This window comes from Pseudonocardia sp. MH-G8, assembly GCF_002262885.1.
In the GTDB taxonomy this organism is placed as follows: domain Bacteria; phylum Actinomycetota; class Actinomycetes; order Mycobacteriales; family Pseudonocardiaceae; genus Pseudonocardia.
The window spans coordinates 37694-62388 of sequence record NZ_NKYF01000023.1; the positions used below are offsets into that span (position 1 = coordinate 37694).

22 protein-coding genes are annotated in these 24695 nt (G+C 73.7%); 16 read left to right on the plus strand and 6 right to left on the minus strand.

The features are described 5' to 3' along the window. Together CFP66_RS34675 and CFP66_RS34680 are read right to left on the minus strand one after the other, a co-directional pair. Complete coding sequence (locus tag CFP66_RS34675; RefSeq protein WP_094929563.1) at window positions 1-399, minus strand: roadblock/LC7 domain-containing protein; 399 nt, start codon at window positions 397-399, stop codon at window positions 1-3. Further along, complete coding sequence (locus CFP66_RS34680) at window positions 396-2396, minus strand: ATP-binding protein (protein ID WP_094929564.1); 2001 nt, start codon at window positions 2394-2396, stop codon at window positions 396-398. Before CFP66_RS34680 ends, CFP66_RS34675 begins: the two co-directional genes overlap by 4 nt. Window positions 2397-2948: 552 nt before the next feature. On the opposite strand from CFP66_RS34680, the gene CFP66_RS34685 reads away from it, so the two are divergent. The 10 genes from CFP66_RS34685 to CFP66_RS34730 all read left to right on the plus strand — a co-directional run bounded on the left by CFP66_RS34685 (window position 2949) and on the right by CFP66_RS34730 (window position 13960). Beyond that, window positions 2949-4697 (plus strand): hydrogenase maturation protein, encoded by a 1749-nt coding sequence (locus CFP66_RS34685; protein ID WP_094929565.1) that lies wholly within the window; start codon window positions 2949-2951, stop codon window positions 4695-4697. Window positions 4698-5024: 327 nt separating this feature from the next. Continuing rightward, entirely contained in the window at window positions 5025-5657 is a 633-nt protein-coding gene (locus CFP66_RS34690; RefSeq protein ID WP_094929566.1) for a nucleoside triphosphate pyrophosphatase, read from the plus strand. 145 nt (window positions 5658-5802) lie between these two features. Next, window positions 5803-7383, plus strand: coding sequence for a Na+/H+ antiporter (locus tag CFP66_RS34695; RefSeq protein ID WP_094929567.1), 1581 nt, complete (start codon window positions 5803-5805; stop codon window positions 7381-7383). Window positions 7384-7468: 85 nt separating this feature from the next. Continuing rightward, window positions 7469-8359 (plus strand): sulfurtransferase, encoded by an 891-nt coding sequence (locus CFP66_RS34700; protein WP_094929667.1) that lies wholly within the window; start codon window positions 7469-7471, stop codon window positions 8357-8359. Next, entirely contained in the window at window positions 8356-8817 is a 462-nt protein-coding gene (locus CFP66_RS34705; protein WP_094929568.1) for a SufE family protein, read from the plus strand. Before CFP66_RS34700 ends, CFP66_RS34705 begins: the two co-directional genes overlap by 4 nt. A gap of 103 nt (window positions 8818-8920) precedes the next feature. Then, window positions 8921-9772: a TIGR04222 domain-containing membrane protein gene (locus CFP66_RS34710; RefSeq protein WP_094929569.1), complete on the plus strand. Its 852-nt coding sequence runs from the start codon at window positions 8921-8923 to the stop codon at window positions 9770-9772. Between the two features lie 206 nt (window positions 9773-9978). Further along, window positions 9979-11751 carry an acetyl/propionyl/methylcrotonyl-CoA carboxylase subunit alpha gene (locus CFP66_RS34715; protein ID WP_094929570.1) on the plus strand — a complete coding sequence of 591 codons (1773 nt, stop codon included), beginning with the start codon at window positions 9979-9981 and terminating at the stop codon, window positions 11749-11751. 64 nt (window positions 11752-11815) lie between these two features. Continuing rightward, complete coding sequence (locus tag CFP66_RS34720; RefSeq protein WP_369805238.1) at window positions 11816-12298, plus strand: GNAT family N-acetyltransferase; 483 nt, start codon at window positions 11816-11818, stop codon at window positions 12296-12298. Between the two features lie 268 nt (window positions 12299-12566). Beyond that, the gene (locus CFP66_RS34725; protein ID WP_143517460.1) at window positions 12567-13046 is read left to right on the plus strand and encodes a hypothetical protein; all 480 of its coding nucleotides are present in this window, start codon (window positions 12567-12569) and stop codon (window positions 13044-13046) included. A 131-nt stretch (window positions 13047-13177) separates the two neighbouring features. Further along, window positions 13178-13960 (plus strand): ESX secretion-associated protein EspG, encoded by a 783-nt coding sequence (locus CFP66_RS34730; protein ID WP_158228322.1) that lies wholly within the window; start codon window positions 13178-13180, stop codon window positions 13958-13960. Between the two features lie 4 nt (window positions 13961-13964). Here the strand turns inward: CFP66_RS34730 and CFP66_RS34735 are convergent, their stop codons facing one another. Then, window positions 13965-14324, minus strand: coding sequence for a hypothetical protein (locus CFP66_RS34735; RefSeq protein WP_143517461.1), 360 nt, complete (start codon window positions 14322-14324; stop codon window positions 13965-13967). Between the two features lie 303 nt (window positions 14325-14627). Between CFP66_RS34735 and CFP66_RS34740 the strand changes: the two genes are divergently transcribed. Continuing rightward, the gene (locus tag CFP66_RS34740) at window positions 14628-15638 is read left to right on the plus strand and encodes a hypothetical protein (protein WP_094929575.1); all 1011 of its coding nucleotides are present in this window, start codon (window positions 14628-14630) and stop codon (window positions 15636-15638) included. Between the two features lie 63 nt (window positions 15639-15701). Here the strand turns inward: CFP66_RS34740 and CFP66_RS34745 are convergent, their stop codons facing one another. Beyond that, complete coding sequence (locus tag CFP66_RS34745; RefSeq protein WP_094929668.1) at window positions 15702-16151, minus strand: gamma-glutamylcyclotransferase; 450 nt, start codon at window positions 16149-16151, stop codon at window positions 15702-15704. Window positions 16152-16225: 74 nt separating this feature from the next. Between CFP66_RS34745 and CFP66_RS34750 the strand changes: the two genes are divergently transcribed. Then, window positions 16226-17629, plus strand: coding sequence for an NAD(P)H-quinone dehydrogenase (locus CFP66_RS34750; RefSeq protein WP_094929576.1), 1404 nt, complete (start codon window positions 16226-16228; stop codon window positions 17627-17629). A gap of 106 nt (window positions 17630-17735) precedes the next feature. Here the strand turns inward: CFP66_RS34750 and CFP66_RS34755 are convergent, their stop codons facing one another. Further along, window positions 17736-18974 (minus strand): amidohydrolase, encoded by a 1239-nt coding sequence (locus CFP66_RS34755; protein ID WP_094929577.1) that lies wholly within the window; start codon window positions 18972-18974, stop codon window positions 17736-17738. Between the two features lie 392 nt (window positions 18975-19366). On the opposite strand from CFP66_RS34755, the gene CFP66_RS34760 reads away from it, so the two are divergent. From CFP66_RS34760 to CFP66_RS34770, 3 genes are read left to right on the plus strand one after another with little or no spacing between them, the layout of a single operon-like run. Continuing rightward, the gene (locus tag CFP66_RS34760) at window positions 19367-20980 is read left to right on the plus strand and encodes a serine/threonine-protein kinase (protein ID WP_158228323.1); all 1614 of its coding nucleotides are present in this window, start codon (window positions 19367-19369) and stop codon (window positions 20978-20980) included. Window positions 20981-21006: 26 nt separating this feature from the next. Beyond that, window positions 21007-21789: a purine-nucleoside phosphorylase gene (locus tag CFP66_RS34765; protein WP_094929578.1), complete on the plus strand. Its 783-nt coding sequence runs from the start codon at window positions 21007-21009 to the stop codon at window positions 21787-21789. Further along, window positions 21786-23429, plus strand: coding sequence for a phospho-sugar mutase (locus tag CFP66_RS34770; protein ID WP_094929579.1), 1644 nt, complete (start codon window positions 21786-21788; stop codon window positions 23427-23429). Before CFP66_RS34765 ends, CFP66_RS34770 begins: the two co-directional genes overlap by 4 nt. A gap of 4 nt (window positions 23430-23433) precedes the next feature. Here the strand turns inward: CFP66_RS34770 and CFP66_RS34775 are convergent, their stop codons facing one another. Next, window positions 23434-24177 (minus strand): GDSL-type esterase/lipase family protein, encoded by a 744-nt coding sequence (locus CFP66_RS34775; protein ID WP_094929580.1) that lies wholly within the window; start codon window positions 24175-24177, stop codon window positions 23434-23436. Window positions 24178-24236: 59 nt separating this feature from the next. Here CFP66_RS34775 and CFP66_RS34780 point away from each other — a divergent pair, with 59 nt between their 5' ends. Beyond that, the gene (locus CFP66_RS34780; protein WP_094929581.1) at window positions 24237-24695 is read left to right on the plus strand and encodes a flavodoxin family protein; all 459 of its coding nucleotides are present in this window, start codon (window positions 24237-24239) and stop codon (window positions 24693-24695) included.

Here is a 24695-nt window from a genome sequence, read left to right on the forward strand (position 1 = left end):
CTAGCCTCCCGCGCTCGACCGCGGCGCGGGGGTGAGGGCATGCCCCACCCGGGACGCGAGCATGGTCATCTCGTAGCCCACCATGCCGATGTCGCAGGTGCGCTGCGCGAACACCGCCAGGGTGGCTCCCTGGCTGATCGAGGTGACGAACAGGTAGCCGCCCGCCATCTCGAGGATCGTCTGGCTGACGGCGCCGGCAGCGAGCAGGTGCGCCGTGCCCCGCGCGAGGCTGACGATCCCGGACGCGGCCGCGGCGAGCTGGTCGCCGAGGGAGACGCCGACGTCCGGCGACGTCGCCAGGCGCAGCCCGTCGCCGGAGACGACGACACCGTGCACGACGCCCGGCACGTCGCGGACGAACTCCGCGAGCAGCCAGTCCAGCTGTCCCGAACGCGTCACGACCTCGCCCCGTCCGGCCCGGCGCCTTCGACGACGGCCTGCGCGGCCTGCCTGCTGGCCTGGTAGCGCGACAACGCGCTCGCCGCACCGCCGTCGGCCGGCATCGAGAAGTCGGGCTCTTCGGCCGTCGGGTGCCGCAGCTCGGGCGCCAGGTGCGCCTGCGGCACGCGACGGCGCAGGCCCGGCCGGCCCTCCCCGGAGGGCGCCGGCTGCTCGGCGCCGTGCCGGGGCGCCGGGATGTCGGACTCCGCAGGCCGCGGTCGCGGCGACGGGCTGGGCGACGGGCTCGCCTGCGGTGCGGGGGCGGGTTCGGTCGCGTCCGGCAGCGGCCGGCGCCGGGCGGGTTCGAAGGGCGCCTCGGGCTGCTCACCGTCGTGTGGCACACCGTCGTGCGGCACACCGTCCGGCGGGCGGGATCCGGCAGCCGCGGACTCGGGGTTCCACCACCCGCGCCACCCGCCGGCCTCGGCCCGGTGGGGGTGGCCTGCCGGGGCGGCAGCGTGCTCCGCTCCGTTCGTGGCCGGTGCCGGCGCCGCGGTGGACATCGGCTCGACCCAGCCCGTGCCGTCGGCCGGCTGCTCGACGCGCGCCTCGCGGCGGCTGACCTGACCGGTGACGTACGGGCGCGCCTCGGCCTGCGTCGCCTGCGGCGGCGCGACGTCGACCGTCGAGCCGGCGAAGAGCGCCGCGGGGAGCGTGATGATCGCCGTGACGCCCGAACCCGGGGTGTTGCCAAGCGAGACGCCGATGCCGTGCCGGGCGGCGAGCCGCGCCACGACGTGGAAGCCGAGACGCTGCGCGACCGCGAGGTCGACCTCGCGGGGGACCGCGAGCAGCTCGTTGGCCGCGTCGAGGTCGTCGGGCGGCATCCCGACGCCCCAGTCCTCGATCGTCAGCAGGTACCCGCCGTCGTCGCGCCGGTCGGGGCGGGCGCGGATCGTCACCGCGGTGTCCGGTGGCGAGAAGCGCACCGCGTTCTCGGTGAGCTCGGCGAGCAGGTGGGTGAAGTCGGCAACGGCCTGCCCGGACACCGCCACGCGGTCGTCGATGGCGAACACGACGCGGTCCAGGTCCTCGGTCTCGGCGATCGCGGCCCGCACGACGTCGCGCAGCGGCACCGGTGCCGTCCAGGTGCGCGGCGGCTGCTCGCCTGCGAGCACCAGCAGGCTCTCGGCGTTGCGCCGGACGCGGGTGGCGAGGTGGTCGAGGGTGAACAGGTCGGAGAGCGTGTCGGGGTCGCGCTCCTTCTCCTCGAGCTGGTTGATGATGTCCAGCTGGCGGTAGAGCATGCTCTGGTTGCGCCGGGCGAGGTTCACCAGCATGTCCGAGGTGAACCGGCGGCGGTTGATCTCCGCGTCGGCGGTCACCAGGCGGCGGCCCAGGGCCTCCTTCTCGGTCTGCTCGTCCTCGGTGATGCGCCAGAAGATCACCATGCCGGCGCAGGCGAAGATCACCGCGATGCCGTGGATGGCCGACCACAGCCACGGGTTCGCCTGGCCCGCCGCGTGGGCGAAGATCAGGTCACCCAGCCAGATCGTGCCGATGCCGTGGCTGACGAAGGTGAACGTGCCGTTCCAGAGGAACGGCACCCAGTCCTGGTAGAGCGCGATGAACCCGATGATGATGAAGAAGTGGAAGTGCGCCTCGATCGTGCCCGAGGTGAGGACCACCAGGCCCGCGGAGCAGAACACCAGGCCGCCCGTCACGCTGAACGACGCAAGCCTCCTGGTGCGCAGCACGTGGCCGAGCACGAGGAAGACGGCCGGCGCGATCAGCGTGTAGCCGACGACCAGCGGCGTGTTCCCGAGGAACAGCCCCAGCGCTGCCATGCCGGGCAGGTGTAGCAGCAGGACCCACTGCAGGAGCCGGTGCCTGCGCTGCCACGACCGGTCGTCGAGCGTGTTGCCGCGCGGCAGGTAGGCCAGCAGGCGGCTCACCGCCCGGCCCTCTCCGTCGACCCCCTCCACGGGAGGACCGATCGGCGTACTGATCTGCATGGAGGTCTGCTCCGTCCGGTCGCCGTCACCGTTCCGTACTTGTAGTGGGCGGACAGTACAAGGCGGCAGGGGCTCCACGGAAACCATCATGGTGGCGATACGGGAAACGGCGTAACCACTTGGCCGCTCGCCTCCGACACTCCCCCGCTCGGCTCCTCAACCACCAGGGGAATTGACTGGAGAAGTCCAGGATCAACTACGCCTCGAAGGCGATTGAGCGCAGAGAGTCACGACGACGGGCCCCTGAGCGCCGGAGGACGGCCACTGGGCGCCACGCGGGCAACCGTGCGTGTTTGCGGCCAAACGGAGTAACTAAGGTACGGCAAACGGCCGCCGCAGAGCGGCCGTTAGATGGTGCAGGCTGCCGCCGAGAGCGGTTACAGTTCAATCACGCACCGCTCCCCGTCCCCTCAACGACCGACGCGCCGGGGAGGTGCGCCCGAAACCGCGACCGTCAGGGTCGAGCCGATCGCGGGCGCGCATTCGAACGGGCCGTTTCCGGCGGCCCGCTAATCGAGCGCGTCCGAGGAAATTCCGACAACGGAGATCTGCGTGAGAATCCTGCTGCTGTGCTCGTCGTTCAACGGCCTCACCCAGCGGATCTGGACCGACCTGCGGGCGGACGGTCACGACGTCACCATGCAGACGGCCGATTCCGACGCCGCGGTCCGGGGCGCCGTGGCCGCCGCCGACCCGGACGTGGTCCTCTGCCCGTTCCTCAAGGAACGCGTCCCCGAGGACGTGTGGCGCTCCCGGCCCACGGTGATCATCCATCCCGGGCCGGAGGGCGACCGCGGCCCGTCCTCGCTGGACTGGGCGATCCGCGAAGCGGAGCCGGAGTGGGGGGTCACGGCGCTCAGCGCGATCGACGAGATGGACGCGGGCCCGATCTGGGGCACGCGGACGTTCCGGATGCCGGTCGACCCGCCCCGCAAGAGCGCGCTCTACGCCGGGCCGGTCACCGACGCCGCCGCCGCGCTGGCGCGCGAGGTGGTGGCGAAGGTGGCTGACCCGAGGTTCGTCCCGCGCCCGCTCGACTACTCCCGTCCCGGTGTCCACGGGCGCCTCCGCCCCACGATGCGGCAGGCGGACCGGGCCTTCTCGTGGTCGGACCCCACCGAGCACGTGCTGCGGCGGATCCGGGCCTCGGACGGTTCACCCGGCGTCCGCACCGAGCTGGCCGGCGTGCCGGTCTCGGTGTTCGACGCGCACCGCGGCACCGCCACACCCGGGGATCCCGGCACGATCGCCTTGCGCAGGCAGGGCGCGGTGCTCGTCCGCACCGGCGACGGCGCGCTGTGGATCGGTCACCTGCGCCGCGTCGACGCCGACGGCGGGCCGCGGATCAAGCTGCCTGCCACGACGCTGCTCGGCGACCGGGTCGCCGGCGTCCCGGAGGCCCTCGAGCCGCTCGGGCACCCCACGGCGCACGACCGCCCGGACGCCGCCCACCACGAGATCTCCTACCAGCGGCACGGCCCCGTCGGGGTCGTCGGCTTCGACTTCTACAACGGCGCGATGTCCACGGCCCAGTGCCAGCGGCTCGCGGCCGCGCTGCGGGCCGCCGCGGCCCAGGACACGTCGGTGCTGGTGCTGCGAGGCGGGCAGTTCTTCTCCAACGGCATCCACCTCAACGTCATCGACGCACGACCCGACGCGTCCACGGAGGCGTGGCGGAACATCAACGCGATCAACGACGTCTGCCGCGAGATCATCACCTGCACGCACCAGCTCGTCGTCGCGGCGGTGGGCGGCAACGCCGGCGCCGGCGGGGTGATGCTCGGCCTGGGCGCCGACCAGGTGCTGCTGCGCGACGGCGCGGTGCTCAACCCGCACTACCGGACGATGGGCCTCACCGGCTCGGAGTACTGGACCTACGTGCTGCCGCGCCGCGTCGGCGCCGCCCAGGCCGAACGGATCACCGGGGAGTGCCTGCCGATCGGCGCCGCCGAGGCGCTCGCCATCGGCCTCGCCGACGCCGTGCTGCCCGCCGCCCCCGACGAGTTCGACGCCGCCGTCCTGGAGCGCGCCGCCCGGCTCGCCACGGACGCCGGCCTGGCACAGCAGCTCGCCGCGAAGGCGGCCGCCCGGGCCGCCGACGAGCAGCGCCGGCCGCTCGAGACCTACCGCGTCCGGGAACTGGCCGAGATGAGCCGCGACATCTTCGACGACCGCCACGGGTTCGCGGCCGCACGCCACGCCTTCGTCACCAAGCAGCCCTCACCCGCCGCGCCGCCCGCGCGCCACGCCGCCGGGCCGGGGCGCCACGCCGCCCTGCTCACCCGCAGCGCGGGCTTCTAGCGCGTTGGCCACACGCGTTGCCGGCTGCGACACGCGGCGGCCTGAACCGCCGTCATGACCGCCGAGAGTGGTGCGGGTGCGACGGATCGAGCGTGTGTGCCGGATCGGGCCGCCGGACGGTGATCGCAGCGAGAAGCACCTGACCGTCGCCGCGACAACACCCACGCACTGCTCGGACCGATCACCAGGCCGTGATCACTCCGGCAAGTACGCCACCGTCACAGCGCCCGCCGCCAGGTACTGATCAGATCGATCACCGCACGCCCCGGCGCGGGCTCGTCGTAGGGTTCCGCGTGCACAGGGCGGCATCTCGTAGGCTGACCGGTCGTGCGCGTCGTGCTGGCTTCCGCCTCCCCCGCCCGCCTGGCCGTGCTCCGCGCCGCGGGCGTCGACCCGCTCGTCGAGGTCGCCGACGTCGACGAGGAGGCGCTGCTGGCGGCGATGCCGCAGGCGACGCCCGCCGAGAAGGTCACGCACCTCGCCGCGGCGAAGGCCACCACCGTGGCCCGGCGGATCGGCGAAGCTCACCCCGACGCCGTGCTGATCGGCTGCGATTCGATGCTGCACATCGGCGGCGAGCTGGTCGGCAAGCCCGGCGACCCGGACACCGCACGCCGCCGCTGGAAGGCGATGGCGGGCGGCACCGGCGAGCTCGTCACCGGCCACGCGGTGCTCCGCCTCGCCGACGGCGAGATCGACCGCGTCGCGGAGGGCCACGCGGTCACCACCGTGCGGTTCGCCGATCCGTCGGAGGCGGAGCTGGAGGCCTACCTGGCCACGCGCGAACCGCTCGTCGTCGCCGGCGCGTTCACGCTCGACGGGCTGGGCGGCTGGTTCGTCGAGGGCATCGACGGCGACCCGTCGAACGTCATCGGGATCAGCCTCCCGCTCGTACGCACGCTGTTCAGGAGCGTCGACATCCAGGTCACCGACCTCTGGGGCACCCCGGCCGGAGGCTGACCCGCCCCGCGACACAACCACCCCAGGTCGCGACACGCGTGCACTCAGACCCCGACTCGCGGACGGGAGGCGCCCACCCGCGAGTCGCGCCCCAGCACCCGCGGGTCGTGGTGGGCGCGGTGGAGGGGCAGGGCACCCTGGGACGGTGGAGGTCCTGCTGCTCGTCGTCGGGCTGATGCTCGCGGCCGTCGTTCTGGTCGGGATCGGCGATCGGCTTCGGCTCCCGTGGCCCGCGCTGATGGTGCTGCTCGGCGTGGCGGTCGCCGCCGTCCCCGGCCTCCCGGACGCGTTCGAGCTCGATCCCGAGCTGATCCTCCCGCTGTTCCTGCCGCCCCTGCTGTTCGCGACGGCGCAACGCACGTCGTGGGCGCTGTTCCGGGCGCGTTGGCGCAGCATCGCGCTGCTGGCCGTCGCGCTGGTCGCCGTGACGATCGCAGCGGTCGCCGGCACCGCGCTCGCGCTGGTCCCCGGCCTCACCCTCACCGCGGCCGTCGCGCTCGGGGCGATGGTCGCGCCTCCGGACCCGGTGGCCGTCGAGGCCGTCGCGGGGCCGGTCCGCATGCCACGCCGGTTGCTGTCGGTGCTGCAGAGCGAGGGCCTGTTCAACGACGCCACCGCCCTGGTGGTCTTCCAGACCGCCGTGCTCGCGACCGTGCAGGGCCACGAGCTGTCCGCCCCCGGCCTGGTACTGCGGTTCGTGGTCGGGGCAGCCGCGGCCGTGGCGTTGGGGATCGTGTTCGCCCGCGCGGCCCGCTGGGTCAGCGACCGCGTCACCGAGGCGGCCGGCCGCAGCGCGCTCACCCTGGTCCTGCCGTTCGCGGTCTACCTCGCCGCCGAGGAGTTGCACGCGTCCGGTGTGGTCGCCGTCGTGGTGGTGGCCCTGCAGCTGCGCTCGGCCAGCGCCGTCGACGAGGCCGCCGACCGGATCGTGCAGCGCTCGTTCTGGGACGTCGTCGAGCTGCTCGTCACGGGTGTGGCGTTCGGCCTGATCGGGCTGGACCTGCGCCAGGTCCTCGACGCGGCCGGGCCCGACCTGCCGCGGATGCTCGCGCACGCCGCCGTCGTCTGCGGCGTGGTGATCGGGGTGCGGGCGCTCTGGCTGACGGGCGCGTGGTTGCTGATGCGGCATTCCACCGACGCCTCCGCGGCCCCGCGCACCGGCCGGGAGACGGTCGTCATGACCTGGTGCGGGATGCGCGGGCTCGCGACGCTGGCGCTGGCGCTCGCCCTCCCGACCACCACGCTCGACGGCGCGTTCCCTGCGCGCGCCGAGCTGGTCGTGATCGCGTGCTCGGTGCTGGTGGTGACGCTGATCGGGCCGGGACTCACGCTTCCCTTCCTCGTCAGGGCGCTGGGCGTGCAGGCCGACGCAGACACCGAGCACAGGGCCGAGAAGGCGCTCACACAGCGCGCCCGGCAGGCCGCGCTGGCGCGCATGACGGCGGAGGAGCGCAGCTACGACCTGCCCGAGGAGGCGGTCGCCGCGCTGCACGAGCGCATGGGCCGGCTGGAGGCGGTGCTGCGCGGTGAACCGGCCACGTCCGACGAGCGGGACCGGTTCGAGGCGTTGCGGCGGGGCCGGCGGATCGCGGTGCAGGTGCAGGCCGACGCGCTCGCCGCCGCCCGCGAGGAGGTACTGGCGGCGCGCCGCGAGCCAGGCGTCGACCCGGAGGCGGCGGACCGTGTGCTGCGGCGCCTGGACCTGCGCGCGGTCCTCCTGGACTGAGCGGAGCGAACAAATCACGCCGACCCTGGCGAGCGGCACGACGGCACCGCTGCAGCTGTCGGAGGCCGCGACTAACCTCGCGAGCATGGCCCTGCCGAACGACACCGACCCGAAGCTGAGCGAGTACGCGCACCCCGAGCGTCTGGTCACCACCGAGTGGCTCGCCCAGAACCTGGACACCGGCGGTCTCGTCGTCGTGGAGTCCGACGAGGACGTGCTGCTCTACGACACCGGCCACATCCCCGGCGCGGTGAAGGTCGACTGGCACACGGAGCTGAACGACCCCGTCACCCGCGACTACGTCGCTGGCGAACGCTTTGCGCAGCTCTGCGGCGAGCGCGGCATCACCCGCGACACCACCGTCGTCTTCTACGGCGACCGCAACAACTGGTGGGCCACGTACGCGCTCTGGGTGTTCTCCCTGTTCGAGCACCCGGACGTGCGGATCCTCGACGGCGGGCGCGCGAAGTGGGTGGCCGAGGGCCGCGAGCTCACCAGCGAGCAGCCCAAGCCCACGCCCGTCGAGTACCCGGTCGTGGAGCGCGACGACGCCACGATCCGGGCCTTCAAGGAGGACGTGCTCGCTCACCTCGGCCGGCCCCTCGTCGACGTCCGCTCGCCCGGCGAGTACTCCGGCGAGCTGCTGCACATGCCCGACTACCCACAGGAGGGCGCCGTTCGCGGCGGGCACATCCCGGGCGCGGCGAGCGTCCCGTGGGCGCGGGCCGCCGCCGAGGACGCCACGTTCAAGTCGCGCGCCGACCTCGAGGCGATCTACCTGCAGGAGCAGGGTCTGTCCCCCGACGACGACGTGGTCGCCTACTGCCGCATCGGCGAGCGCTCGAGCCACACCTGGTTCGTGCTCACCCACCTGCTCGGCTTCGGCCGCGTCCGCAACTACGACGGCAGCTGGACGGAGTGGGGCAACGCGGTGCGCGTGCCGATCGTGCAGGGATCGGAGCGCGGGTCGGCATGACCGAACCGACAGCGGGCACGTTGCCCCCGCAGCTCGCGGAGCTCGTCGAGGATTTCGCCGACGTCGGCCCGAAGGAGCGTCTGCAGCTGCTGCTCGAGCTCTCGCGGGAGCTGCCCGAGCTCCCCGAGCGCTACGCCGACGCGGCCGACTCGATGGAGCAGGTGCACGAGTGCCAGTCGCCGCTGTTCCTGGCGGTCGAGGTCGACCCCGACGCGCAGCGGAGCGTGCACCTGTACTTCTCCGCCCCGCCGGAGGCCCCCACCACCCGCGGCTTCGCCTCGATCATGCACACCGGCCTCGACGGTGAGCCGGCCGCTGACGTGCTGGCCGTGCCCAACGACTTCTACACCGCGCTGGGGCTCGGCGAGGCGGTCAGCCCGCTGCGCCTGCGCGGCATGGCCGCCATGCTCGCGCGGATCAAGAAGCAGGTGCGGGCGGCCACGGCCACTACCACCTGACGCAGAGTGCACAACCTCAAGTCCTGGTGAAGAACGTTCCCCCTACCGGGTGTGGGCCGCGACACTGTGAGCCGTCTCATGAGGACGGCTCAGGAGGTGTTCGATGGCCCGAGCAGCAGCGACCGCTGACACCTGGGGCATCAGCGGACCGACGTTCCTGCTGGCCTACCTGCTGATCGCGACCGCGGTCGGCGTGGCAGCTGCGCGGGAGAGACGCGCGCTCGCCGAACCGAAGACCCCGAGACCGGTGGACGACCTCCTCGAGCATCCCCATGACGTCGCCTACCTGCACGGCGGCGGCGAGCTGGCCGTCTACGGGGCGCTCTGCGCGATGCACCTGCGCGGCGCGATCACCACGGCGCGCGGGAGCGTGCGGGCGGTCGGGCGCCTCGGCCCCGACGCCGACGCGCTCGAGCGGGCGATCCACACCACCGCCGCGGGAGGCGTCGCCCGCAGGCGGCTGCTGTTCCACCGGCCCGTGCAGACCGCGTTGACCGTGGCGGAGGACCGGCTGGTCGTCGGTGGCTTCCTCCTCTCCGAGGAGCGACGGCGACACATCCGCAGGGTGGGCGCGTGGATGCTCGCCGTCGCCCTGCTCGGGCTGGTACGGGTACTGGCCGTCGTGGCGCAGGCCCGGCCGGTGGGGCTCCTGGTCGTCGCGCTGCTGGTGGTCACAGCAGTGGCGGTGGTCCAGTTCCACCGCGCCCCGCGGCGCAGCCGCCACGGGGACCGCGTGCTGCGAGGGCTGCGCGCCGAGCACGAGGGCCTCGCGCCGGAGACGGAGCCGGACTGGCATGTGCAGGGCCCGGCCGCCGCGGCGCTCGGGATCGGGATCTTCGGTACCCGCGCGGTGTGGGCATCCGACCCCGGTTTCGCCGAGACGATCGCTGCGCCGCGCGCGATCGCGGGTGGCGGGGGCGCCGCCGCCGTCGGCGGTGGGGGCGACGGGGGCTGATCAGGCCACGCCGGCCGGAGTCCCTCGCTCCCGCAGGGCCGCCTCGAGGGGTGGCGGAGCTGCGGGAGCGAGGTGTAGGCGGAGCGCGTCGCACAGTGACCAGCGTCGCTCATGCCACACCGCCGGGCCTGGCGTGCGGCCCTAAACTCCCGGGTAACCACTGCACCGGGGCACGGTCCCCGGGACGCCACTCCAGGAGGCCGACCGTGCCGCGCTTGAGCAAGGTCCTCGTCGCCAACCGCGGGGAGATCGCCGTCCGCGTCGTCCGTGCCTGCCGTGACGCCGGGATCGCGAGTGTCGCGGTCTACGCCGACCCCGATCGCGACGCGCCGTTCGTCCGGCTGGCCGACGAGGCGTTCGCCTTGGGCGGCAGCACCGCGGCGGAGTCCTACCTCGACGTCGAGAAGGTGATCGGGGCGGCGCGGCAGGCAGGCGCGGACGGGATCCACCCCGGGTACGGATTCCTGTCCGAGAACGCCGAGTTCGCGCAGGCGGTGATCGACGCGGGTGTCACGTGGATCGGTCCCACTCCCCAGGCCATCCGCGACCTCGGGGACAAGGTCACCGCCCGCCACATCGCCACCCGTGCGGGTGCCCCGCTCGTCCCCGGCACACCGGACCCGGTGTCCGGGCCGGAGGAGGTCGAGGCGTTTGCCGACGAGCACGGCCTGCCGATCGCCATCAAGGCCGCGTTCGGCGGCGGCGGGCGTGGCATGAAGGTCGCGCGGGAGCGCAAGGAGATCCGGGAGCTCTACGAGTCGGCGGTGCGCGAGGCCACCGCCGCGTTCGGCCGTGGTGAGTGCTTCGTGGAGCGCTACCTGGACAAGCCGCGCCACGTCGAGGCGCAGGTGCTCGCCGACACCCACGGCAACGTCATCGTCGTCGGCACCCGCGACTGCTCCCTGCAGCGCCGGTTCCAGAAGCTCGTGGAGGAGGCCCCCGCGCCGTTCCTCTCCGACGAGCAGCGCGCCACGATCCACGAGTCGGCGAAGGCCATCTGCAAGGAAGCGGGCTACCACGGGGCCGGCACCGTGGAGTTCCTCGTCGGGCAGGACGGGCTCATCTCGTTCCTCGAGGTCAACACCCGACTGCAGGTCGAACACCCGGTCTCCGAGGAGACCTCCGGGCTCGACCTGGTGCGCGAGCAGTTCCGCATCGCCGAGGGCGAGGTGCTCAACCTCCTGGAGGACCCGCAGCCGCGGGGCCACTCCATCGAGTTCCGCATCAACGGCGAGGACGCCGGGCGCGGCTTCCTGCCCGCCCCCGGCACCGTCAGCGCGATCTCGTTCCCGGCCGGCCCGGGCGTACGGGTCGACGCAGGCGTCGAGGCCGGCTCCGTCGTCGGCGGGCAGTTCGACTCGCTGCTCGCCAAGCTGATCGTCACCGGTTCCGACCGCGCACAGGCGCTGGAACGCTCCCGCAGGGCACTCGCCGAGTTCCAGGTCGAGGGCATGGCCACGGTGCTGGAGTTCCACCGGCTCGTCGTCGCGGATCCCGCGTTCGCGGCCACCGAGGTCGACGGCTTCACCGTCCACACCCGGTGGATCGAGACGGAGTGGGACAACACCGTCGAGCCCTTCACCGGCGGCGAGGGCGCCGACACCGACGATGCGCCGCGGCACAACGTCGTGGTCGAGGTCGGCGGCCGCCGCTTGGAGGTCTCGCTCCCCGGCGACCTCGCCCTCGGCGGCGGCGGGCCGGCGGCAGCGGCGAAGGCGCCGCCCCGGAAGCGAGGTGGCGGCAAGGGCGGCGCGACGGTGTCGGGTGACGCGGTCACCGCGCCGATGCAGGGCACCATCATCAAGGTCGCGGTGTCCGACGGCGATTCGGTCGCTGTGGGCGACCTCGTCGTCGTCCTCGAGGCCATGAAGATGGAGAACCCGGTCACCGCCCACAAGGCCGGCACCGTCACCGGACTGGCCGCGGGTCAGGGCGATCCGGTGTCGCAAGGCACCGTCCTCTGCGAGATCAAGGACTGACCTGGAACCCGTCGAGATCAACGCAGGTCTCTGGTACCTGCGCGCCCTGCGCTGCGACGAGCGGGTGGACGACCGGCCTGCGGTGGTCGCCTCCAGCCTCGACCCGGAGATCCTGCGGTGGCGACACCGGCCGCCCGCCGACCCGGCCGAGGCGCAGGCCTACGTCCGCCGCCGCGCCGGCGACTGGGACCGCGACGAGCGGTGCACGTGGGCGGTGTGCGAGCCCACCACCGGGGAGATGCTCGGCGAGGTCGAGCTCGCCCAGCTCGACCTCTGCCACGGCACGGCCGACGTCGCGTGCTGGGCGCTCCCGGCCGCGCGCGGGCGCGGGATGACGAGCACCGCGCTCGCCGCCGTGCTGCGCTTCGCGTTCGGCGGGCTCGACCTGCACCGCGTGACGTACGCCTGGGCGGACGGCAACGACGCGTCCGGACGGGTGGCGCAGAAGTGCGGCTTCGCGCTCGAGGGCCGGCAGCGCGCGGCGTGGGTGGTCGACGGGCGGCGGGTGGACGTGCACATCGCCGCACGGCTGGCGACCGACAGCTGAGAGATCCGAGTGCCCGATGCACCACCTGGCGACAGATCGTTGACGGTCGACCACACACCGAATTAACGTCATCACGCCAGGTGAATCCACAGCGACCCGCACCGTGCTGGACAAGTGCATAGCGGATAGCAGTGAAGACCCGTGTGTCCACCCGTCCACGGGGCCCGGTGATCCCGCCACGCGGAACACCGCGCCGCGGATCCGTTCGCCACGCCGGCCCAGCCGCGCCGCGAACACGCCACCATCCATCGGCGACCCAGGATCCGTCATGCCCCCCGATATTCACGTGACCAGCCACATCCACACCGACGGGCCGATACCCGGCCCACACTCCCTGCTCACCCTCGTCTCCGCGGCCCACCCGGGCGGCGGCGGACGACCGACATCCGTGTTCACCGTCAACGTCCGCGAGCTGCCCGGCGCCACCCTGCACCCGGTCGCCCTCCAGTCCTGGAGGCGACGGGCGGAGGACTGGCTCTCCACCCGCCGGGCCAGCCGTCCACCCGCCCTCGCGATGAACTCCTACGTCCGGTGGCTCGAGCGGCTGCCAGGACGTCCGGTGTTCGTCGCCGACACCGCCGATCCGGACTACCTGTTCCTCTACTGGTACCTGCAGCGCTTCACCGGGGACTGGCCGTTCGCCAGCACCCTCGGCGACGCCGCGCTGCACTCCCGGATGACCTGCACGACCCTCTGCTCGCTCTCGGGGTGCCGGACGCCGAACACGACGCTGGCCCACACGAGCTGACCAGGTGCCTCACCGGTGGCCGGTGCTGACTGCAGCAGCACCGGCCACCGGTGTGTCCGCACCGTTCACACCTGCACACGTTCTCACCGAACCGGCCCACGAGGCGGAGCGCGACGCCTACCGTCCGGCCCGTGACCGAACCCGCTTCCGTCCTCGACACGCCCCGCCACGTCCTCACCGCGGTCGAGTTCGACGTGCTGTGGGAGTGGCTGGGCCTCGGGCCCACCCCGGTCGTGTTGCAGATCGCCTCACCCGGCCGCAGCCATCTCGAACGACGCGCCGTGCAGGCCGACGCCTGGCGCGGGCTTCGGGCACGCGGGCTCGCCGGGTCCGACGGTCCGGAGGCCGAGCTCGTGCGGCTCCTGCACCTGCTCGCCCGGCCCACCGAGCAGCTCGAACTGCGCGCCGTGTGGGGACGGGAGGTCCGGGTGCTGGGATCCGGGCGCGCCGGGGTCGCCGCGCTCGGGCACCGGACCGAAGGCACGGTCACGGTCACGGCCTGCGGCTCGCTGCCGGCCGCGCTGGTCTCGGCGTTCCCGCCCGCGAGCCGCGGTGCCGGCCGCGCCTGTACCGCGCCCACCGCCGCGCTCGCCGGTGTGCCCGTGGCCGACGCCCGCCCGGCGCTGCTGCGGCACGGGGTCCCGGCCGCAGAGGCGAGCCTGCTCGTCCGCATGCTCACCGACACCGACCGGCGCGCCCAGGTCGTGGCGCTCGCCGCCGACCGCTGGGGCGTGCTGCGGCGCGCCGGAGGCGTCCTCGGCGTACTGGACGGCGCGCGCGGGCGCTACCTGCTCACACGCAGCGCCGGCGACGACGGCACCGAGTGGGTGACGGTGGCCCCCGCCGATACGCGCGAGCTCCGGCACCGGATCACGCAGCTGCTGGCCACCGCGAACGCGACCGCCGCGGGGTGACCGGCTACCGGTCCACGCGCGCGGTCAGCCCGCGCCCCGCCACGGCACCGGCCACGCCGGCGAGCACCGTGAGCCCGGCGAGCAGGATCGTCAACCACCCGAGGCCGGCGGCGAGCAGGCCGAGCGCCGCCGAGGTCGCGCCGATCGCGAGGCCGGTGCGCGCCACCGCGGCCCCGGTCCGGTTCCGCGAGACGTAACGGGCGGCCGCCGCCGTCAGCAGGATCGCGAGCAACCCGCTCAGCGGAGCGATCACCGCAGTGGGCGGCAGCACGAAGTACGCGACGTCGTCCACGAACTGCGCGCCGAGCCCGGCGAGCAGGACGGCGCTCGTGGGCACACGCGAGGTGGCAGGCAGGATCGTCATGGCACCGATCGTCCGCGCGAGCAGCCCCGCAGCCATCAGGGTTCCCCCCGACCCGGCCCCCGATCCCGCGAGTCGAGCTCTGGGCGCGCACGAGTCGCACCCACCTCCCCGCGAATCGCGCCCCCCTCCCCACGAATCGGGGCCCCCTCCCCGCCAGTCGGGCGCTCCCGCGCGCGAGTCGCGAGATCATGCCCCAGGTCGGCGCGCGGCACGATCGCGCGTGGTTGTCCACCTCACGATCGGTCCATCCACAAGTTCGCGGTCGATCTGTTCCCGGCCGCGGGACGCCCGGATCGTGAATGGATGGACACGACGAGCGCCGGGCGGCATGGCGCCTTCTCCCGCAAGGACGCCATCACCCGCTTCGGCGAGCAGGAGGTGCGGCGCCGGCAGGAGTCGGGCAGGTGGCACGCCCTCTGGCCGGGCCTGCTGGTCGAGGCGGCGCGGACGACGGACCCGCTCACGATCGCCTCGGCAGCGGTGCTCCTCGGCGGCGACGACGCGCTGCTGGCCGGTCCCACAGCCGCCCATCTGCACGGGTGCCGCTCCGTCGAGCCCCTTCCCGTGCACCTGATCGTCCCGTACGGGCACTGGTTGCGCACCCGCCCCGGGCTCGTCGTGCACAACGGTGCGGAGCTTCGTGCGGATCGGGAGGTCCGCGAGGAGCTGCCGGTGCTCTGCCTCCACCGCGTGCTCGCCGACATGCTGTGCCGTAGCAGACCGTCTGATGCTCTGGCGCTGATCGATGAGGTCCTCGCCAGGACACAACCCGGTGAGCGTGCTGCCTGCCGCGCTGCGATCACGCGAAGGGTGGAGCGTCGGCTGGACCGCCGGGGGACGCGGCGTGCCGCCCGGCTCCTCGCTGTCGCCACCGGCAAGGCCGCATCGCCGGCCGAGAGCTGGTTCTTCTGGACGGTCGTCGACAACGGGTTTCCTCCACCCGAGGTCAACTGGTCGCTGGTGGGCCCGGACGGGCACGAGCTCTTCCGGCTCGACTACGCATGGCCCCAGCTGCGCATCGCCATCGAGTACAACGGCTACGCCTACCACGTCGGGCGGGAGGCCGAAGACGCGGCACGTGCCGAGGACCTCCGGCGCCGAGGCTGGATCGTCATCACCGTGGCGGTCGACGACCTCGCTCATCCGGGCCACTTCGAGGGATTGCTCGAAGACGCGTTCCGCCGGCGCGGTGTGGACATGGGCAGGCGGACACCCCGCGTCCTCCAGGGCCGCCCGCACCGCGACCTACGTGAGCGGAAGCGCCCGCGGCGCGCCGCCCCGGCATCCACAGCTCCGGTACTGCGCCCGGGCTGATCTCCGTCAGTCGAATCCGCGTCGGGCGCCCACACCGGGACGGACGGCGCGAGAACCGCGGCGTCAGAGGGACTTGCGGCTGGGACGGCTGCGGAGCGCCGCGACGTAGTCATCGGGGGCGCCCGCCTGCTCTGCGGCATCTGCGAGTACGCCGAGGTAGCGCGCGCTCGGCACGCCACCTTCGTAGGCATCGAGCACGTAGATCCAGGCGAGCACGTCGCCGTCGAGCGTGTGCACCCGCAGGCGCAGCTTCTTGTGCAGGCCGAGCTCCCCGCCCTCCCAGCGGTCGAGCTGCGGGGCGTCGAGCTCGGACACGTCGTAGAGCACGACGAACACCTGCGAGCCCGCCTCTTCGACCACCGTGGAGAGCGCGCCCTCCCAGCCGTAGTCCTCACCCCCGAAGGTGAGGCGCCAGCCCATGAGCCACCCGGTACCCGCCATCGGCGAGTGCGGAGCGCGCTCCTTCATCTGGGCGGGATCCATGTTCGACCCGTAGGCGGCGTAGAGCGGCACCGGAACAGAGTAGAGCGAGCTCCGCCGCGTACCGTGCTCGGGGAACGGATCGGACACGAAGGGGGCGTAGCCCGGTGACGCGGATCGTGATCATGGGTGGCGGACCGGCGGGCTACGAGGCCGCCCTCGTAGCGGCCCAGCACGGAAGTGATGTCACCGTCGTCGAGCGTGACGGCATGGGCGGCGCCTGCGTCCTCGACGACTGCGTGCCGTCGAAGACGTTCATCTCGTCGGCCGGGATCCGCGTCGAGATGAACCAGGCACCGGACCTCGGTGTCACCGCCGATCCGTACGCGATCGGGGTCGACCTGCCCACCGTGCACGCCCGGGTCAAGGGACTTGCGCTGGCGCAGTCCGCTGACGTGCGGGCGCGCGTCGAGCGGGAAGGCGTGCGGATCGTGCGGGGCACGGCCGAGTTCACCGACGAGCCTGCTGCCCGCGCGCCCCACCTCGTCGTGGCCCGTACACCCGACGGCGGCCGCGAGGAGCTGCCCGCCGACGTCGTCCTGATCGCGACCGGCGCCACGCCCCGGGTGCTGCCCGATGCGGAACCCGACGGGGAGCGCGTGCTCACCTGGCGTCAGCTCTACGACCTGGAGGAGCTTCCCGAGCACCTCGTGGTGGTGGGATCGGGTGTCACCGGCGCCGAGTTCGTGTCGGCGTACGTCGAGTTGGGCGCGCGGGTGACCCTCGTGTCCAGCCGCGACCGCGTCCTGCCCGGCGAGGATGCCGATGCCGCAGCCGTCCTGCAGGACGTCTTCACCGATCGCGGCGTGGAGATCCTCTCGCAGTCTCGCGCCGACTCGGTGAAGCGTGACGGTGACGGCGTGGTCGTCACGCTCTCCGACGGCCGCACGATCACGGGCTCGCACGCGCTCATGACGGTCGGCTCGGTACCCAACACCAGCGACCTCGCGCTCGAGAAGATCGGTGTCGAGACCGGGCGGGGCGGGTTCATCCCGGTCGACCGGGTGTCGCGCACCTCCGTGCCCGGTGTCTACGCGGCGGGCGACTGCACCGGAGTGCTGATGCTCGCCTCGGTCGCCGCGATGCAGGGACGGATCGCGATGTGGCACGCCCTCGGCGAGGGGGTCGCACCGATCAAGCTGAAGACCGTGGCGGCGGCGGTGTTCACCCGGCCGGAGATCGCGACCGTCGGTATCAGCCAGCGCGCGATCGACGCAGGCGAGGTGCCGGCGCGCACGATCATGCTCCCGCTCTCCACGAACCCCAGGGCCAAGATGCAGGCCCTGCGGCGGGGGTTCGTGAAGCTGTTCTGCCGCCCGGCCACAGGAGTGGTGGTCGGCGGTGTGGTGGTGGCACCGGTCGCGAGCGAGCTGATCCTGCCGATCGCCCTCGCGGTGCAGAACGGGCTGACGGTCGCAGACCTCGCCCACACCTTCTCGGTCTACCCGTCGCTGTCGGGCTCGATCACCGAGGCCGGGCGGCAGCTCATGCGCCACGGCGACCTGGACTGACTGCCACATCCCGCCGCAACACGTACGCACCCAAGCCCCGACTCGCGGGATGGGGAGCCCGACTCGCGCGGGGCAGACCCCGACTCGCGGGGTCGGGGAGCAGGGGTCAGCTGGTCAGGGCGGTGAGGGCGGCCTGGGTGAGGACGCGGACCCCGAAGGGGAGGGCGCGTTCGTCGAGGTCGAACGTGGGCTGGTGGATGTCACGCATCGGGCCGTGGCCGGACCAGACGCCGAGGCGGGCCATCGAGCCGGGGACGTGCTCGAGGTACCAGGCGAAGTCCTCGCCCCCGCTGGACTGCTCGGTGCTCGCCGAGGCGTCGGGGCCGCGGACGGTGACGGCGGCGTCGGCGAGCATGCCGGCGCTGAGCTCTTCGTTGACGACGGGCGGCACACCGCGGATGTGATCGACCTCGTAGGTGACACCGGTGGGGGCCAGCACGGACGCGATCAGCCGCTGCATCGTGCCCTCCAGCTCGCCCCAGGTGGCGTGGTCGGCGGTGCGCAGCGTGCCGCGCAGTACGCCGTTCTGCGGGATCGCGTTGGCCGCCTCACCCGCCTGCACGGCGCCCCAGACCAGGACGGTGCCCGAGCGCGGGTCGACATGGCGGGTGAGCAGCAGCGGGACCTGCGTGATCAGCAGGCCGATGGCCTCCACGAGGTCGGCGGTGAGGTGGGGGCGCGAGGTGTGCCCGCCCGGCGAGGTGAGCCGGATCTCGACCACGTCGCAGGCGGACGTGATCGGCCCGACGCGGGTGCCGAGCTTCCCGACCTCCAGCCGCGGGTCGCAGTGCAGTGCGAAGATGCGCTCCACGCCCTCCATGGCGCCGTCGGCGACCATGTCCATGGCGCCGCCGGGCTGCACCTCCTCGGCGGGCTGGAAGATCAGCCGCACGCGACCGGGCAGCGACGGCGCCGACGCGAGCGCGAGCCCGGTGCCGAGCAGCATCGCCGTGTGGGCGTCATGACCGCAGGCGTGCATCACGCCGTCGACGGTGGACGCGAACGGCAGGCCGGTGGCCTCCTGGAGGGGCAGCGCGTCGAGGTCGGCCCGCAGCGCGACGCAGCGGTCGCCGTAACCGACGTCGCAGACCAGCCCGGTGCCACCGGGGAGGGTGCGGGGCTCGAGGCCGGCGTCCATCAGCTGCTGCGCGACGAGCTGCGTGGAGAGGAGTTCGGCGCGGCCGAGCTCCGGTACCGAATGCAGGCGACGGCGCCAGCCCACGACATCGGTGCCGTGGGCGGCGAGCCACGAATCCAGCCATGCGGGCCCGCTGCCGGCGCCGAGGTCGGCAACGGCGAGGTCAGCGGACGGCACGAGGTCGGTGTGCGCCTCCAGCAAGGTCACCGGGCATCACCGCGCCCACTCACCGCCGGTCGATCCGCGACGGCGCGGTGCGGCACCGGACCGCGCATCGAGGCTGCTCTGGCGTGCATCTCCCAATGGTGCTCACCCGGACGGCGGTGTACCAACCGGAATCGGCCCTCGTGGCGGTTTCGGCGCCGAGGTGTTGCCGATCTGAGGCAGGCGGGCGCACGGGTCGTGACGAACGGTCGCGAAGACGTGCGCCGAACGGGGAATGGCGCCGCTCGTCGCAGCTTCGCGAACGCGGCGGGTGGTCGCATCCCCCAGTGCTACCCGTTGCCCCGGCCCCGACGCGCGCGTCACGCGAGGCCACCCGGAGCGGTGATCCGGGGGGCGAGGCGGCACGGTGGGGTCCGGCTCGTCAGAATGGGCAGGTGACGCAGGAGGGCTCGGACGTCGAGCAGGCGCGGCAGATCGGTGGCAGGTACACCCTGTCCGGTCTGCTGGGCGCCGGCGCCATGGGCACCGTCTGGTCCGGTTTCGACGAGGTGCTGCAGCGCCGCGTCGCGGTCAAGGAGTTGAAGGTCCCGCCCGGGGTGCCGGCCCACGAGGCCGAGGAGGCGCGGGAGCGCATGATGCGGGAGGCGCGGGCCCTCGGTGGCCTGTCGCACCCGAACATCATCACCGTCTTCGACGTGGTGGACGTCGACGGCGAGCCGATGGTCGTGATGGAGCTCGTGCCGTCGCGCAACCTCGCCACGATGATCGGGGAGCACGGCACCCTCAGCATGTCGCAGGTCGCGGTGGTCGGTTTCGCCACGGCGGGCGGCCTGCGCGCCGCGCACCGCAGCGGGATCACCCACCGCGACGTCAAGCCCGGCAACGTCCTCATCGCCGACGACGGCCGCGTCAAGCTCACCGACTTCGGGATCGCCCGCAACGTCGCCGACGCACCCATGACGAGCGCCGGCCTCGTGCTCGGCTCGCCCGCCTACATCGCGCCCGAGGTGGCGATGGGCCAGCTCGTCACACCGGCCGCTGACCTGTGGGGCCTGGGCGCCACGCTGTACGCGGCGGTCGAGGGCCGCCCGCCCTACGACGTCAACGGCGATCCGGTCGCCACGATCACCGAGGTCGTGGACGGCGAGGTCCCGCGCCCGCGCGGGTCCGGCCCGGTCGTGGACGTGATCGCGGCGCTGATGCGCAAGGAACCGGACGCCCGGATGCCGCTGGAGGAGGTGCGCCAGCGCCTGCGACCGCTGATCGACGACCCGGACGACCCGGTCTACCCCGGCTCACCGGACGCGCCGACGATCGGTGCGGGCATCACCGTGCCCAGCCCACCGCGGGCCGAGCACGCGGGTCGCGCCGCGCCCCTGGCGCCCAGCCCGACGGGCACCCGGGCGCCGGTGGGCGCGTCGCCGCTCGCCACCTCACCCGGCGCGTTGCCGGTGCCGCCGCGCGGCGCGTCCGCCACCCGGTCGAGCCGGGTCGCGGCCCGACCGGCCCCGAGGCAGACGGTCACCGGAGCCGCCGCCGTCGGCCTCGTCGTCGCCGGCGCCGTCGTGGTGCTGGCGGGTGTGGCCAGTGGCTGGAGCGCCACGCGCCTGCTGGGCGGGCAGTCCCCGGCCACCACGCTGAACGTCACGTCGACGAGCACCCAGCTGCAGCAGCACAGCGACGAGCTCGGCTTCACGATCCCGGTGCCGCAGAACTGGACGCCCTACCCGCACCAGCCCGTGGACGGCGAGCCGTCGGTGAGCTTCGTGAGCCCGGACGGCAGCGAGGAGCTCATGGTGCAGCGGGCCGCGTCCACGGAGGACGCGCGGTCCGTGCCGGGCACGACGCTGGAGGAGTCGGCGTCGGAGCCGGAGGGCGCCGTCCAGCTGCGCTACAACGACGAGGAGCGCGCCTCCTGGCGGCACGTCCTGCCCGCCGACGAAGGCGCCTGGACCGTCACGCTGACCGTGCCCCAACGCGCGGCCGGCGCCACCTCGGCCGCGCTGTTCGAGCTGCTGGTGGACGGCTTCGCGCCGACGACGACCTGATCGGGGCCACCCGTAGGCTGCCGGGCATGAACGAGCCCGCAGCGGCCGCAGCGGCCATCGCCGAAGCCACCGGCATCGACACCCACGACGTCGCCGTGGTGTTGGGATCGGGTTGGCGGCCTGCCGCCGACGTGCTCGGTGTGCCGGAGCACGAGCTCGCCATGGCCGATCTCCCCGGGTTCCGCCCTCCGGGTGTGGCCGGGCACAAGGGCACCGTGCGCTCGGTCCGCGTGGGCGAGCGCCGGGCGCTGGTGCTGCTGGGCCGCACCCACCTGTACGAGGGCCACGGCGTCGAGCCCGTGGTGCACGGCGTGCGCACCGCCGCCGCGGCGGGCTGCCGCACGATCGTGCTCACCAACGCGGCCGGCGGGATCCGGGACGGGATGCGGGTCGGCGAGCCCGTGCTGATCTCCGACCACCTCAACCTCACCAGCCTGTCGCCGCTGGTGGGGCCGCGGTTCACCGACCTCACCGACCTCTACTCCCCGCGGCTGCGCGCGCTCGCCCGCGAGATCGACCCGCAGCTGTCCGAGGGCGTCTACGTAGGGCTGCCCGGCCCGCATTTCGAGACACCGGCCGAGATCCGCATGTTCCGGGGCATGGGCGCCGACCTCGTCGGCATGTCCACGGTGCTCGAGGCGATCGCGGCGCGCGCGGAGGGCGTCGAGGCGTTCGGCCTGTCGCTCGTCACGAACCTCGCCGCCGGGATCACCGGCGAGCCGCTCGACCACCACGAGGTGCTGGCCGCGGGCGCCGCCTCGGCGGGGCGGATGGGCGAGCTGCTGCGCGATCTGATCAGCCGGGCATGACGCTCCGCCCCGCGCCCCGCGACGCGGCGCTGCGCTGGATCGCCGACGACCCCGACCCGGCTGCGCGCGAGGAGCTGCAGCGGGTGCTCGCGTCGGCGATGGCGGGTTCCGCCGGTGCGGTCGACGACCTCGCGGACCGGATGTCGGGGATGCTCCGCTTCGGCACGGCGGGCCTGCGCGGGCCGGTGCGCGCAGGACCGGCCGGGATGAACGTGGCCGTCGTCCGCCGGGCGACGGCAGGGCTCGCAGCGTGGCTGGGCCGCGACGGCGCACGCGGCAGCGTCGTCGTGGGCCGGGACGCCCGCCACGGTTCGGCCGCGTTCGCCACCGCGGCCGCCGAGGTGCTCGCCGGGGCCGGGTTCAGCGTGCACGTCCTGCCCGCCCCGCTCCCGACGCCGGTGCTCGCCTTCGCCGTCCGGCACCTGGGCGCCGTGGCGGGCGTCCAGATCACGGCCTCGCACAACCCGCCTGCCGACAACGGCTACAAGGTCTACCTCGCCGACGGCGCGCAGCTCGCCCCGCCGGCGGACGCCGAGATCGAGGCCGCGATCGCCGCGACGACCGCGGCCGTCAGCATCCCGACGAACGCCGCGGCCACCGAGGTCGACGTCACCGACGCCTACCTCGAGCGCGTCGCGCGGTTCCCCCGGGGACCGGTGCGGCAGCTGCGGGTGGCGCTCACCCCGATGCACGGCGTCGGGGGCGCCACCGCGGTGCACGCACTGCACCGTGCCGGGTTCACCGACGTGCACGTCGTCGCGGCGCAGGCGGCGCCGGACCCGGACTTCCCGACCGTCGCGTTCCCGAACCCGGAGGAACCGGGCGCCATGGACGCGCTGCTCGCGCTGGCCGCCGAGGTCGACGCGGACCTGGCGATCGCCCTCGATCCGGACGCCGACCGCTGCGCGCTCGCCGTTCCCACCGCGACACGCGTACACCCGGAGCCCGACTCGCGGGCGGACGCGGGGGGATGGCGGGTGTTGAGCGGGGACGAGACCGGTGTGCTGCTCGGTGACCACCTGCTGCGCTCCGGTGGCTACCCGGATCCGCTGGTGGCCACCACAGTGGTGTCGTCGTCGATGCTGCGTGCCGTCGCCGCCGCGTACGGGGTGCGCTATGCCGAGACGCTCACCGGCTTCAAGTGGATCGTGCGTGGCGGGCCCGGTCTGGTGTACGGGTACGAGGAGGCGCTGGGCTACTGCGTGGACCCGGACACCGTGCGGGACAAGGACGGGATCGCGGCCGCCGTGCTGGCCTGCGACCTCGCCGCCACCATGGCCGCCGCGGGGCGAGGCCTGCCGGACCGGCTCGACGAGCTGGCCGTCGCGCACGGGGTGCACCTCACCGAAGGGGTGTCGCTGCGCATGGAGCCGCAGGCCCGCGACGCCGCGGCCGCCCGCCTGCGGGCCGCACCGCCCGAGGGTTGGACCAGCGAACTGCCCGCCCCCGATGTGCTGGTGCTGCGCCGCGCCGGCGAGCGCCTGGTGGTCCGCCCCTCCGGCACGGAGCCCAAGCTCAAGGCCTACCTCGAGGTGGTGGAGCCGGTGCCCGACGCGGCGGGCCTCGCCACCGCACGGGCGGCCGCCGAGGCCCGGCTGGCCGACCTGCGCACCGAGGTCACGACCCTGCTGACCGGCTGACGCCTCACGGGCGGGGGTCCAGGACGCCGAGGATCTCCCGCTCCCACATCCCGGCGATCCGGCGGTAGCCCGCGGCGTTCGGGTGCAGCCCGTCGGCGATGTCCTGGGGCGTCAGCAGGCCGGTGGCGTCGACGAACCGCATCTGGTGGCCGCGCTCCCGGAACCCGGCGACGACGAGAGCGCTCAAGCGCTCGAACTCCTCGCGGTCCCGGCCGTCACCGGGCAGTGGCGCCCACACCCCCGCCACCACGACGTGCGCGTCGGACACCGACACGATCGTCTCGAGGACGTCCTCGAGGCGCCGCGCGGCCTCCGCGGCCGATGCCCCCTTCTGCAAATCGTTGGTGCCGCTGTGCAGCAGCACGACGTCCGGGCGCGCCCGGACGACCCACTCGGCGACCCGCGGCAGCATCTGCGCCAACGTGGTTCCGCTGCGGCCCTCGTGGTCGCGGTCGGGCACCGAGGCCGGGCCGTCGCGCCGCGATCCGACCAGGTCGACCGACAGCCCGTCCCGCGCCAGTAGCTCCTGCAGCGGACCCCGGTAGCCCGCCGTGCGCGGGCTCCCCTTCCCGACCGTGCTGGACGCGCCGAGCGGCATGATCCGCACCGTGCCGGGCACCGCGTCGGCGCTGCGCTGCACGGTGACGGTGCCGGACCGCACGCCCGCGAGCACCGTGGCCAGGCAGGCAAGCACCAGCACGGCGCGCCCGAACCAGATCCGCCCCACCGTTGCCCGCCCGTCCCGCATCACGTCGTCCAGCGCTTCGAGCGTATCCGGAGCACGGGCCGGGGTGGCAGCATTCGGATGTGGCCCGGTTGCTGATCGTCCACCACACACCCTCACCCGCCACGGCGGAGCTGCTCGACGCCGTGGTGCGGGGCGCGTCCGATCCCGAGATCACCGGTGTCGAGGTGGTGCGCCGCGCCGCGCTGGCCGCCACGGCCCCTGACCTGCTCGCCGCCGATGCGGTCGTGCTCGGCACACCGGCCAACATCGGTTACATGTCCGGGGCGCTCAAGCACTTCTTCGACACCGTCTACTACGTCTGCGGCGACGACACCCGTGGCCTGCCCTACGGCCTCTACGTGCACGGCAACCTCGGCGTGGAGGGCGCCGTCCGGGCTGTCGGGTCCGTCACCGAGGGCATGGGGTGGACGCGCGCCGCCGCGCCGGTGGAGGTGACCGGCGCGCCCGACAAGGCCGCGCTGGAGGCGTGCTGGGAGCTCGGCGCCGTCCTCGCCGCGGGCATCGCGGACGGGGATTGA